We start from the raw sequence: 12,874 nt of genomic DNA on the forward strand, positions 1-12,874 counted from the left end.
TATGAAAGTTATTACAATACCTGTAACCCCTTTTATGCAAAACTGTAGAGTTATCGCTTGCGATGTAACAGGTAAAGCTGCCATAGTGGATCCTGGTGGTGATGTCGAGAAAATTCTGCCTGCCATTGAAGAGCATAAATTAGCGGTAGAGTTTATATTGCTCACGCATGGTCATTTGGACCATGTTGGTGCGAGTATTGAGCTGGCTGATTCTCTAGAGATAGAAATTGTCGGCCCTCATATTGAAGATAAATTTTGGTTAGATGGTTTACCAATGCAGGCGCAAATGTTTGGATTTGCGCCACAAGCTGGCTTCACGCCACACAAGTGGCTCGAAGAAGGTGATGTGATAGAGCTAGGTGAGCTCAAGTTGGCAGTAAAGCATTGCCCCGGTCACACCCCGGGTCATGTTGTTTTTTATGAGCCTAAAAGTGCGTCGGTGCTTGTAGGAGATGTATTGTTTAAGGGCTCAGTGGGGCGCACTGACTTTCCAAAAGGAAACGCCGCACAACTTAAGCACGCTATAGAAACTAAACTTTTTACACTTGACGATAATACAAGGGTAATGAGTGGTCACGGAGAAGATACCAGTATAGGGTATGAGAAGCGCAACAATCCGTTTATGAGCGGGCGTTTTGGATAGTACTACGTGAATAGCGTAAAGTTTAACATTAAAATATAAAGATAAATATGTCATTAAATCAAGTTGATCGTCAGATATTAGCGTTGTTACAGCAGGATGCTAGCCTGTCTACAGCAGAAATTGCAGACAAAGTTGGATTGTCACAATCACCGTGCTGGAGGCGAATAGCTAAGTTGGAACAAGATGGGTTTATTAAAGGGAAAGTTGCGCTGTTAGACGAAAAGCAACTTGGCTTTGATATGCTGGTCTATGCTCATGTAAAGCTATCTAATCATGGTCGCAATAATCTCGCTGAATTTGAAAAACTGATAATGAGCTATGACGAAGTTACAGAGTGTTACACCATGGCAGGCACGATGGACTTCATGTTGCGCATTATTTCTAAAGGAATTGAAGGTTATGAGCTGTTTGTCAGAGATAATCTACTGAATTTGGAGTACGTTCAAGAAGTGCATTCCAATGTCACCATGACGTGCGTTAAACGTTCAACTGCTTTACCAATCATTTAGTGTCATACAGACATCTCAAATTACCACTATAATGTATCATGTTTGTTAAAAGCGCTGGATTTTGTTAGGATCCAGCGCTTTTCTGTCGTAGTAAAAAACACTGGGGATATAAATGTTTAATCTTTTAGGCAAAGCGCCAAGCTCTGCTAAGAACGATGTGCTATCAGGCTTAACCGTTGCATTGGCATTGGTACCTGAAGCAGTCGCTTTCGCATTTGTTGCACAAGTCGACCCATTAGTTGGCCTTTATGCAGCATTCATCGTTGGACTTATCACTTCAATATTTGGTGGTCGTCCTGGTATGATTTCAGGTGCAACTGGTGCACTTGCAGTAGTTATGGTAAGCCTTGTGGTTGAACATGGGGTCGAATACCTCTTTGCAACTGTATTACTAATGGGTATTTTACAGATCCTAGCAGGTATCTTTAAGCTGGGTAAATTCATCCGAATGGTGCCACACCCAGTAATGCTCGGTTTCGTTAATGGCCTCGCCATTGTTATTTTCCTCGCTCAACTCGGTCAATTCAAAGTGATGGATGACTCCGGAACGCTACAATGGATGCAAGGCTCAGAGCTATACATTATGGCTGGCCTTGTTGCGCTAACCATGGGCATTATTCACTTCCTACCTAAATTAACGACCGCTATTCCGTCAAGCCTTGCAGCCATTTTAGTCGTAACAGGTATTGTGATTGGATTTGACCTAGATGCGCGAAATGTACTTGATTATCTAAAAGATATGAGTGGTAATGCTGATGCCACCATTGCTGGTGGCTTCCCTATGTTCCATATTCCAGAAGTACCTTGGAACTTAGAAACATTTAAAATTATTTTCCCTTATGCACTTATCTTGGCTGCAATCGGTCTCATTGAGTCATTGCTGACATTGACACTCATTGATGAAATCACTGAGACTCGCGGTAATAGTAACCGAGAATGCGTTGGTCAAGGTGCTGCAAATGTAACTTGTGGTGTGTTTGGTGCAATGGGGGGTTGTGCGATGATCGGACAATCTATGATCAACATTAATTCAGGTGGTCGCAGCAGGCTGTCGGGTATCACAGCTGCGCTGTTATTACTTGGTTTTATCTTGTTCGCAGCTAGCTTGATCGAAATGATACCTCTGGCAGCACTGGTAGGCGTTATGTTTATGGTTGTACTAGGTACCTTTGAGTGGTCTAGCTTCCGATTAATGAAGCGCATCCCTAAAAGTGATGCGTTTGTAATTGTGCTTGTATCAGGTGTAACCGTAATAACAGATTTGGCCATTGCAGTATGTGTGGGTGTCATTGTATCTGCGCTTGTATTTGCTTGGGAACATGCAAAGCACATTTATACCAGTAATTACATAGATGAAGAGGGCTCTAAAGTGTATGAGCTTCATGGCCCGCTGTTCTTTGGTTCGGTTAAAAACTTCGCTGAGCTGTTTGATATCGCAAATGATCCGGATGATGTCATCGTCGAGTTCAAATATAGCCGTGTCGCAGACCACAGCGCTATTGAGGCAATTGATGCTTTAGCTGAAAAATATACTAAAGCAGGTAAAACGCTTCACTTGCGTCACCTAAGCCAAGACTGCAAGCAGCTACTGGACAATGCATGTGACTTAGTAGAAGTTAATGTGATTGAAGACCCAAAATACAAAGTAGCTTCGGATAAGCTAGCCTAAACTTGTTTTGCATAAAAAAGCCCGCATTAAGCGGGCTTTTTTATGCTTAAGAATATGTATTAAAAGAGGTGAGAAAAAATAATATCTTTGGCTCATTTTATCTTTAAGCTATAGCTTATTTACCTTCGCTTTATTAAGGTGAACTCAAAATACATTAAGAAGTGAAAACGCAATATGAAAAAAATCTCTGCGGTCATAGTTTTGGCATCGATGCTCCTTAGTCATCAACCTGCTGCACAAGAAAAGCAAGTGAGCGTAAAAACATTGGTCAAAACCAGTCAAAGTTGGGACGGCTCACCTTTGCCTAAGTATCCATCCGGCACACCCGAAATAACAGTTCTCGATATTAATATACCAGCAGGGACAACGCTTCCACTCCACTTTCATCCTGTGATTAATGCGGGTGTCGTACTACAAGGACACCTTAAGGTGACAAAGCCTAACGGTGAGGTTTTGATGCTAAACGCAGGAGATCCGATTGTTGAACTGGTAAATAAGGTACATACAGGAAAGGCACTAGGCGAAGATGATGTGAGAATCATCGTGTTCTATGCTGGCGAAAAAGGCAAAGCTATTACAGTTAAAAAATAGCAAAGTACTAGGCTAGTTTATATTAAGGCTAACTAACCTCGTGCAATTCAAACTGACAAATGGCGCGTATGATTAATTAAAAACTCACATAGCGCTTTTACTTTCGCATTGTCTTTTAGGTCTTTGTGGTATGTGTACCATAAAGAGCCTATGTAATCCGTTGCAAATAGGGTGCTGCAATCAAGTTTAACTAAATGTGCGTGCTTATTAGCTTCTATCTCAGACACAGGGCCAATGCCCATCCCACTTATCACTGCGGATTGGATATCTAAAAATTGATTGCTTGAGTAAACAATACTTTCATTGCTCAATCGTTTTATGACTTGATGAATAAACGGGATGTGATATTTACTTATATCAGGCATTAACCACTGGTGTTCATTCATCTGTGTTTCGCACTCAGGCAGTCCAAATGTATCGACATAACTTTGCGATGCATAATAGGCCATTTTTAATGACACAACATGGCGTACAATCAAGTCTGGATCTTGGGGCTTAGGCCCAGCCCTCAACGCAACATGCACGGCGCCACTCTGTGCGGGGATCACCTCATCAGTAGCGAGAAGCTCAATCCTTACCTTTGGATATTGCTGGCGAAAAGCATGCATTGCTGGCGCGAGAAGTGATGAGTATGACGTGACCGTCGTAATCCTTACTTTTCCGCTAAAGTCTTGCTGAACACTTTGTAATTTATCCTCTAATGCAACAAATTGTGCGTCAATGTCAGGCATCGCATCATGCAAAATAGAACCCGCATCGGTCAATTTATATCCTCTTTGATGACGGATAAATAGCTTAACGTTCAGTGCTTCTTCTAGTCGGTTTATGTGTCGTAACACGGTGGTGTGATTACATTGGAGTGTTTGCGAAGCTTTGGCCAACGAGCCAGCATTTGCCACAATATGCGCAACACGAAAGTCATCCCAATTTAACTTTTGCATAAAAAAATAATATTCCACTTCGTCTATGGAATTAGTATATACAATTTTGCACAACAGTTTTTAAATTTATGCACTACTTGTGGGGAGAATTAATCTGTAATCTAGATACAGGTATCCGGCAAGGTAGGAGGCAAGGTGCTTAAAAACAGTAAGAAAAGTTATGGTTTGGTAGCCATATTAATTCATTGGCTCATGGCGATAGCGATCTTTTTTATGTTTGGACTTGGCCTTTATATGGTAGAGCTTACCTATTATGACCCATGGTACAAAGGCGCTTTAGAGCTGCACAAATCGATCGGTATGTCATTGATAGCTATGTGGGTATTGAGGCTGCTCTGGCGACAGGTTAACGAGCGCCCTGATGAACTTCCGGGGCCAAAACTAGAACAGGTTGCAGCGCGAGTAGGGCACTTTTTACTCTATGTATTGATGCTACTAATTCTTGTCAGTGGTTATTTGATTTCGACTGCTGACGGTAGGCCTATTTCTGTATTTGAACTCATTAATGTGCCTGCATTTCCTTGGTCTTTTGATAATCAAGAAGACATTGTTGGTGAAGTGCACTTTTGGTTGGCATGGGCATTAATTGGCTTTGTAGTCGTGCATATAGGCGCTGCGTTGAAGCACCAGTTTATAAATAAAGATGGCGCCTTAAGTCGAATACTAAAAGTGAATAAAGAAAATTAATTAAGTATCTTGAGAGGAATTTATGAAAAAACGTATTTTATCCGCGGTTGTTGCTGCTGGTTTGGCAATTTCGGGTGTGGCTAATGCGGCGGAATACCAAATTGACAAAGCGGGCGCACACGCCTTTATAAACTTTAAAATTAAGCACTTGGGTTATAGTTGGTTAACGGGTCGATTTAATGATTTTGACGGTGACTTTAGCTATGATAAAGCTAACCCAAATGCCTCTAAAATAAATGTTGTTATTAATACTGCCAGTATTGACTCAAATCACGCTGAACGTGATAAGCACCTAAAAGGAAAGGACTTTTTAAACGTTAAGAAATTTCCAAAAGCAACCTTCGAAAGCTCTAAATATGAGCAAGTTAGTGAAACAGAAGGGAAGCTAACAGGTATATTAGAACTTCACGGTGTGAAGCGCACGATAACCTTCCCAGTAGAAAAAATTGGTGAAGGTAAAGATCCTTGGGGGGGTTACCGTGTTGGCTTTTCAGGTGAAACGACTTTAAAGCTTAAAGACTTCGGTATCGATTACAATTTAGGCCCAGCTTCTACTCATGTGACTCTTGAACTGCACATTGAAGGTATAAAAAAATAACATACGGAGGCCTTGTTTTACGAGGCCCTCTTTTTATTTCAAGGCAGCAACCCCTTGCCAGTCCTCTAAGTCTTGTTCTGGTTTTTGCAATCTAAACTCTCCGTACTGTTTTACACCTAGTATATCTTCCAGAATATCTACTTGCAGACCTTTTTCTTTTAACAGTGACTCATTACCACTGGCATTAGTAATATCTCCAACCACGACGCGTTTGAAGCCTCTCATGTATAAAAGTGTAGCGCACACATCACAAGGGCTTAGACTGGTGTACAGGGTTGTTTTAGAAAAATCAATTCTGCCAGCATCTCGAATTGCAGAGGTTTCTCCATGGTTGTAGGGATGTGACTCTTGCACAAGGGTATTGTGTCCTTTACCGACAATTTGATTATTTTCATTATTGATGATAACTGCGCCAATAGGGCACCCGCCTTCTTCGTAGCTTTTTTTGGCAAGTAAAACCGCAATTCTCATGAAGTCAACATCGCTTAACTTTGCACTAAAATCATCAGAAATAAGCGTGGGTAAGCTTGTTGTCGGCATATGCGCAATAACGTTAAGAGTCGTATCATTCACTTTGGTATCTTGATCAAACAAAGGCTGTATCATGGTTTTATCCAAAAAATTGCAATTGATACAACATATATAAGAACAATGAGGAGCAATTGTGAAGTGAGCTACCAATAAATATAGATATTTATTGATAGGTTAGGAATTAGATTGTGTGTTTAACCACTTTAATGCAGAATCTGGGTACAAAATTGTAAGGAAAAAACCATGACAAAATTGGAAATATTGGTCGGGCTGTATGTAAAAAATGATGCGCTATATCTGGAGTATAGAAAGGCAATGACGCCAATATTACTGGGGATTGGCGGTGACTTTGGCTATGACTTTGTTGTAGGAAAAGTATTAAAAAAGGAAACAAGCAATGATATCAATCGCGTTTTCACAATACGTTTTCCGAGCAAAGAGGCAATGGACACCTTTTTTAGCAACGAAGAATATCTAGAAATCAAAGAAAAATACTATAAGCCGGCAGTTGAACATACGACAATTATTCGTAGCTATGAAATAACCGAATAAGAAACTTTTGCACAGTCAGACAGCATAACCATAAAAATTTTAGTAATGAATAGGGAAAATTTGTCCTTTTTAATGTTTGTCATTAGCTGTATTGTTGCGGCTGCTATTTATTGTAATTCAGTTAGTTAAAAGGAAAAAGAATGAAAAGGTTAGTGTTGTGTATGGATGGTACTTGGAACAAGCCAGCACAATATGATCGAGGCAAACGAAAGCCAACCAATGTCGTTAAACTAGCAAGGGGCATAGAGCCTGTGTGCCATGATGGGATCCATCAGGTTGTTTATTACAGCGAGGGGGTTGGTACGCACTGGGGAATGGATAAGATTTTGGGTGGCGGCTTTGGAATTGGCTTGTCTGAAAATGTGATTAAAGCTTATCAATTTTTAGTTTTAAACTACCAACCTGGAGATGAAATCTATGGGTTTGGTTTTAGCCGTGGTGCTTATACAATTCGTAGTGCGATAGGCTTAATCAATAAAGTGGGTCTACTACCTAAAGATCACGCTTTTTATATGCCGGAGGCATACCGATTATATCGAAATAAAGCCTCAGATGCGGAAGTTGCTGCCTTTAAAAAAGAACATAAGTGCACAGATGTATCGATCAAGTTTGTAGGTGTTTGGGATACTGTTGGCGCATTGGGTGTGCCTTTTAAATTTGAACTGATCAACAACAGATACCGTTTTCATGACGTTAGTCTGACCGAAAATATCGAACATGCTTATCATGCGCTTGCAATTGATGAAAAGCGCGGCCCGTTTAAACCCGCAATTTGGACCTTGCCAGAAGGCTCCCAGCAAACGTTAGAGCAAAAGTGGTTTGCAGGCAGCCATAGCAACGTTGGTGGTGGTTATTCTAAAGATGGCCTAGCTAATATTTCTCTGCATTGGCTTAAAGAGAAAGCAAGCGATCATGGCTTAATATTTAACGAAAAGTTTTTGTCATACTATCGTCCACATCACCTAGATGAATATCGGGACTCGATGAGCTGGCTGTATAAGTTAACTGAAAAAATGCGACAGTTAGGTACTAAAGAGAGAACCAATGAGTCATTACACGAGAGCGTATACCAACGAATTTCGCAAAGCAGTTCATATCAGCCAAGAAACGCTTTTGATTTTATAGATAGGATGAGCACCAAACGTGTTCAATAGAGCGTTGGAGCGAAACCGATATGATTTGGTGGAAAAGTTTTACGCTATATAAAATAGTTATGCTTTTTACCAGCTTTGTATTTTTGCGTAGCCCTTAGAAATATTTTAAGACAGAATAAAATAACATTAAAATTGCTCAAGCGATTAGATAATTGTAAGTAGATGACATGATCTCTACTTACAATTTTAGTTTTGACTCGATTCAAATTACTTTAAAGTACACAATTTTTTTTACTTTTAGCACTCATCATTTTCATAATTGCTTTATCTCTGTTTTCTTTTTTAATATATCTAGCTGGTAAGCTCTTTATTTTATATATGTAGTCTCCTTTGTCCCAATCGATGTTCTCATTTGTAAACTGAGGGCTAATTACAGTTATTTTTAATTCGGGAGCGATACGTTTCAATGCGTCAACAGTCCCAAGGTGGTAGTTACTATGAAACGCGCCGTTAAAATGGATAATTTGGCTATTTGGGGCACGCAGGGTTGCTTTGTATATAGAGTCTGCCATCGTATTATCACGGGCCAATTGAGCATAAAAACTATTACTTTTGGTTATGGATTTATTTAGGTTGCTTGGCCCTTTATGGTGTAACATCGATTTTGCAAACTTATCTTGGTATTCAACAGAGCTAGTTGTGATATCTGTCGCGACCCAGTTCAACTTTTCTGAATCGAGGGACTGAATAAACTCAGGTCCTTTTCGGGCTACACATCTAACAATACTTATAGGTGTATTGGCCCCAACAACAGGCAAACGATGTTCTTTGGCAAATTCAACCAGAGGGCGGTAATCACTGGGGTAGTTATCCCAGGCGTCACCTTCTTTAATTAATGTTTGCTCGCCAATTTCATTGCGTAAGTATTGATTTAATATATTTTGCTTATCTCGAGAAAACTGCTCCATAGATAGCACTAGATTTCTATTTTGCTGATATAAAGAACTTAATAACTGAACTTGTAATCTGTGTGATGCGCTATGCGAGTGATATTCACCAATAAATATAACATCGCTCTCTGCCAAATCACTTCGTAATTTATTTAGTGAAGTAACTGACTGATTTGCTGCTTCATACAAATGATAATCTTGCATTGTCGCAATTTGAGAGTTTGTTACCGAACCTGTTGAAATAACGCTACAGCCTTGAGCTGAGAGGATTGAAGCGAAAATAGCGAGGTACTTTGTGGTGTTTCTAAAGTTCATAAACTATCCGAGGTAGAGTTTTAACTTGTGTAATGATAACTATTATCAAATATTAAGTCACGGACTAAGCTGCTTTATCAAATCACTAACTCGCGATATTACCTTATGGGATTGTACTGAAAGTACATAAGAAGGCACAGTGAACACACTGTGCCTTAGCTCGTTTTATCTGTATGCCTGCATATTAGCTTAGAACTTTTCTACTTTGACGTCGATCCACGCATTTGCAGAATCTTCTTGTCCTCCTTTTGCAATTGGCGTGATCTTAAAACCGCTCCATGGATCCGTGAAGCTTTTACCAATTGCGAGCTCCGCATCCGTTTCATCTTCTTGTGCCCAGCGAGAGTTGTCTTTTGAGTTAGGCGTCATGTCTAAAAGCGCCGATCTATGGTTCCAAAAAGAAGGTTGGGGCTCATTTTCCATATAGCCTTTGATATTGACTAAAACACCATTTTTGGTATTAGTGTTATACCTATCATTTGTAGTTCGGTATTCAAGCCAATAGGTATAATTGCCATTACCTGACTTTAGTCGCAGTCCTATACTTCCAGGCGCATTTGTTCCCGCTGAAGAGCCGTGATCAAAAGCGTAAATACGGTATGTTCCTGAAGAGGAGATAAGAGGCACTTCTTCATCTGTCAGCCAGCCTTTAAAGTAGCTTTTATACATCAGGTTGTACTCTTCTAATGTATGAGCACCCATGCCCATCATGGCATGTGGGTTGCCATAATTGCGAATTGAATCATTGCCTGAATTGATGACATGATTACCGGCTTCAACCGACATAGAGTGGCGTAGACCCATTGCATGTCCCATTTCGTGCGCAATGGTACCTGGCTTGTGGTGATAGAGTTGAATAAACGGCGGGCCTGCTTGGGAATTAATGGTCGAGACTTGTGGCGAAGCCATCATGACGAGATTAGCCTCTCCAGGAAAGTTCATATCAACACCAGCTTGTGCAATTTTGTCCGCATACAATTGGTGCCATGCTTTTGTATCGGCATCATATTTTGATTTGGGCTCATTGATGTATATTTCTGGTTTTATTTCCCATGTAACGTTGAAGCGACCATACGACTGCTCTGCATAGTATTGTTTTACGGTTTGCATATCGGCATTAATTTGGTCCACAGACCAAGGTAGAGGTGTGCCGTTAAAGCTAAACGGAAAGATAATGACATTCACGTGTGAAAACTCGTATGCAACGTTACCAGGGTCTATAGCACCAGGCTCTTTTCTGCAGTTAGTCGCGCCTAGGTCTGCTACAATCGTCGCGCCTTTAAAAAGACCACGCATCACAATGTTAGTCCAGTACTTAGTCGGATTGGTGATAACAACACATTCTGTATTGCCAATGTGCTTAGATCGAATACTGTCGTCTCCAGGTCTAGGGTAGCCACCTTCACCATTGCGCGCTTCAAGCGTCAGGTTACCTTGACCATAAGACGTGGTGATAGCCACACTCCCAGCCGAATCAGCACCTGGTACAGAAAAACTTTGAAACTGAGAAGAAGACTTGACACATACAGGTACGCTGTCGGTTAACGCTGATTGTTCAGTGGGCGGCTGGCTCAGACACATATCTTCAAGTTGTGACGTATCTCGCGGTTTTATGTGTACAGAGTAATCTTCGACTTCACCTGCGTTAAAATTTTCGCAAGCGTTGGCAACGGGTGAATTGTACTTCATCGCAATGCGCATTCTCGAAGTTACACCTTCAGCTGATGCGGGTATATCTAAAGTGGTTGTTAATGCAGTTCGACTACTGCCAGAGCCAACGAGTTCATCTATGTCATTGAAATCGCCATCATTATTTAAATCAATGAATACACTCCAATATTCTGTATAGGCGTTGTTTACAAAACCGGGTGTAAGGGTGATTTGATTTTGTCCAACACTAAGCTCGGCGGTTAAGTTGGTAAAGTCGGTATACGCGGATTGACCAGCAGATATGTTATTGATACCCGCAGTAGATACGCCAGCAATATGCTCATAATTACCACCACCTGAGCTTTCACAGTAGTTGGTATTTAAAGGAGTAACTTCATCTTGTGCTTTTAGCTGAGTGCATGTGATTACACTGGGCAGCAAGCAGGACCCCATTAATAATAACTTTTTAGTACGTTTAATTTTCACTTTACATGTTCTCCAAATTGTGAGGATGCATGCCTATTTAGGCAATTATCTTCTGGTAAATAAGACCTAAATGGTCACAAAGATTTCATTAAATCTTGGTATTCCATTAACGATCTTCTGAATTAAATGTATATTGTATGCAAAAAATGTAAAGGTGAATTTATCTCATATTTATCTAAAATGGGTAAAAAACAAACTTAATTATCTGATTTTGATGTTTTTATTGAATTGAATAATTGTTTTTTTATATCAATATGTTTTTTTGGAATATTAGAAGGGCACTTATAAATAAAAGGTTGAAATAATGCTCTAGTATGATTGTTTTCACATTATTCAGAACTCAGTACATCATTGTTTTGCATAGTTAAATAAAAATAGATGGTGGAGGTTTGTATCAAAAACTCAATCAGTTAATACAATCGAATCTTGGTGAGTGACTAAGCGTTTGCTACCAGAGCCCAAAACCTTACCGCCACGAAAGTGGTTTAAAAAAATACAAGATCATCATTGTCATCGCTAAGGTCCTTGTCTTTAGTGATCGCTGCTAAATCATCTACCAACTCGTTGAGTAGCGCCATGCTTTTATCATCTTGATGGGTATTGGTATGCTCCTTAATTTCACTAATAATGGTATCCATATGATGCAACTTCGCGATTTCGTTTAAGCGAATGTCAATGGCCTCGACCACGTAATGGAATATATCAATCAAAGAGCCTTTACTGTAACTATCCGTGGGCATATTTTTAACTATAAGCTCTGCTTGTTGGTATTTAAAGAATGTCGATTGACCAAAGGATTGTACATTTGCCGTGTTTACTTCTAATTCATCAAAAAGCTCAAGTTCCATTTCGCATATCGCTTCATCATTATTTTTGAAATGATATTCTGTCCCATCAGTGAGCTTCAGCCGAGCGACGTAATCCAGCTCCCAACTTTCCATCAATGAAGCTAAGAACCCTGAAAACTTACTGATGTCATTTAAATTTAAACATTGGCGATAAAAGTGAATTAGGGCGTTATTATCAAGCTGGGTACGAAATGTTCGATCTGTTTGCAACTGAGAATCTTTTTTTGCGTGTTTTAAGGCCCGCAACCTTTTTGCCTGATAATCCAGTAAACTATCCAGTTTCAATTTAAGTAATTGCTGAGGGATATCTTTCGGAATGTAGTTTTCCGCGCCAGCTTCAAAAGCGCGTAACCGCCATTCCAGTTCGGTTTCACCACTCAAGAATACCGTAATTGTTTCATCCTTTTTTGGTGTATTGATAAGGCGACAAAACTCGATACTATCTCCGTCAGGCAGATATAAATCTAGCAAGTAAATATCGAATTGATGCTCTTTTAAAGCTATTTCAGCCTCTCTCAGGTTAGTACACCAAATAAAGTCAGCCTTATCTTTACCCAATAACTGAACGAGCTGTGCATAAATTGGATTATCTTCGACGAGCAATACTTTAAACTTTTTCATGGCGAACCGCTTATCTTTTCAAACAAACTGTTGTAAACAGTGGATGCTGACTTATAAGTATGTCCTGTCGTGCTTCAAACGCAATTTTTTAAAGGGTTTGTGTCAAATTGATGGCAATTCTTTAAAGTCATGGGGAATTGACGAAAAGTTGCGCTAGACAAGTGTCCCCTTTTTCTTTACTTTTTATAG

13 protein-coding genes are annotated in these 12,874 nt (G+C 40.0%); 8 read left to right on the plus strand and 5 right to left on the minus strand.

Translation table 11 applies throughout. The annotated features are described in order from the left end of the window. The first annotated feature begins 1 nt into the window (after nt 1). The 4 genes from N480_RS16585 (at nt 2) to N480_RS16600 (ending at nt 3,412) form a co-directional block, all read left to right on the plus strand. Complete coding sequence (locus N480_RS16585) at nt 2-643, plus strand: MBL fold metallo-hydrolase (protein ID WP_063373562.1); 642 nt, start codon at nt 2-4, stop codon at nt 641-643. A 47-nt stretch (nt 644-690) separates the two neighbouring features. Further along, nucleotides 691-1,152: an Lrp/AsnC family transcriptional regulator gene (locus tag N480_RS16590; RefSeq protein ID WP_063355950.1), complete on the plus strand. Its 462-nt coding sequence runs from the start codon at nt 691-693 to the stop codon at nt 1,150-1,152. 112 nt (nt 1,153-1,264) lie between these two features. After that, on the plus strand, nt 1,265-2,821 hold the full coding sequence (locus tag N480_RS16595; protein ID WP_063373563.1) for a SulP family inorganic anion transporter: 1,557 nt from the start codon (nt 1,265-1,267) through the stop codon (nt 2,819-2,821). A gap of 174 nt (nt 2,822-2,995) precedes the next feature. Then, nucleotides 2,996-3,412: a cupin domain-containing protein gene (locus N480_RS16600; RefSeq protein WP_063373564.1), complete on the plus strand. Its 417-nt coding sequence runs from the start codon at nt 2,996-2,998 to the stop codon at nt 3,410-3,412. A 47-nt stretch (nt 3,413-3,459) separates the two neighbouring features. On the opposite strand, the gene N480_RS16605 is transcribed toward N480_RS16600, so the two are convergent. Further along, nucleotides 3,460-4,353 (minus strand): LysR family transcriptional regulator, encoded by an 894-nt coding sequence (locus N480_RS16605; RefSeq protein WP_063373565.1) that lies wholly within the window; start codon nt 4,351-4,353, stop codon nt 3,460-3,462. 135 nt (nt 4,354-4,488) lie between these two features. Here N480_RS16605 and N480_RS16610 point away from each other — a divergent pair, with 135 nt between their 5' ends. Both N480_RS16610 and N480_RS16615 read left to right on the plus strand, forming a co-directional pair. Further along, nucleotides 4,489-5,040, plus strand: a complete 552-nt coding sequence (locus tag N480_RS16610) for a cytochrome b (protein ID WP_063373566.1) — start codon at nt 4,489-4,491, stop codon at nt 5,038-5,040. 22 nt (nt 5,041-5,062) lie between these two features. Next, nucleotides 5,063-5,638, plus strand: a complete 576-nt coding sequence (locus tag N480_RS16615; RefSeq protein ID WP_063373567.1) for a YceI family protein — start codon at nt 5,063-5,065, stop codon at nt 5,636-5,638. Between the two features lie 33 nt (nt 5,639-5,671). On the opposite strand, the gene N480_RS16620 is transcribed toward N480_RS16615, so the two are convergent. Then, the gene (locus N480_RS16620) at nt 5,672-6,244 is read right to left on the minus strand and encodes a nucleoside deaminase (protein ID WP_063373568.1); all 573 of its coding nucleotides are present in this window, start codon (nt 6,242-6,244) and stop codon (nt 5,672-5,674) included. Between the two features lie 168 nt (nt 6,245-6,412). On the opposite strand from N480_RS16620, the gene N480_RS16625 reads away from it, so the two are divergent. Together N480_RS16625 and N480_RS16630 are read left to right on the plus strand one after the other, a co-directional pair. Then, nucleotides 6,413-6,721, plus strand: coding sequence for a DUF1330 domain-containing protein (locus tag N480_RS16625; protein WP_063373569.1), 309 nt, complete (start codon nt 6,413-6,415; stop codon nt 6,719-6,721). A 140-nt stretch (nt 6,722-6,861) separates the two neighbouring features. Continuing rightward, nucleotides 6,862-7,875, plus strand: coding sequence for a DUF2235 domain-containing protein (locus N480_RS16630; RefSeq protein WP_063373570.1), 1,014 nt, complete (start codon nt 6,862-6,864; stop codon nt 7,873-7,875). 212 nt (nt 7,876-8,087) lie between these two features. On the opposite strand, the gene N480_RS16635 is transcribed toward N480_RS16630, so the two are convergent. The 3 genes from N480_RS16635 to N480_RS16645 all read right to left on the minus strand — a co-directional run bounded on the left by N480_RS16635 (nt 8,088) and on the right by N480_RS16645 (nt 12,685). Beyond that, nucleotides 8,088-9,080, minus strand: coding sequence for a ChaN family lipoprotein (locus tag N480_RS16635; protein ID WP_063373571.1), 993 nt, complete (start codon nt 9,078-9,080; stop codon nt 8,088-8,090). A 189-nt stretch (nt 9,081-9,269) separates the two neighbouring features. Continuing rightward, complete coding sequence (locus N480_RS16640) at nt 9,270-11,216, minus strand: GEVED domain-containing protein (RefSeq protein ID WP_081231905.1); 1,947 nt, start codon at nt 11,214-11,216, stop codon at nt 9,270-9,272. Nucleotides 11,217-11,701: 485 nt separating this feature from the next. Further along, a complete protein-coding gene (locus N480_RS16645) occupies nt 11,702-12,685 on the minus strand; it encodes a response regulator (RefSeq protein WP_063373572.1) in 984 nt (327 codons plus the stop codon). Nucleotides 12,686-12,874 lie beyond the last annotated feature (189 nt).

It is taken from the genome of Pseudoalteromonas luteoviolacea S2607 (assembly GCF_001625575.1).
Lineage (GTDB): Bacteria > Pseudomonadota > Gammaproteobacteria > Enterobacterales > Alteromonadaceae > Pseudoalteromonas > Pseudoalteromonas luteoviolacea_E.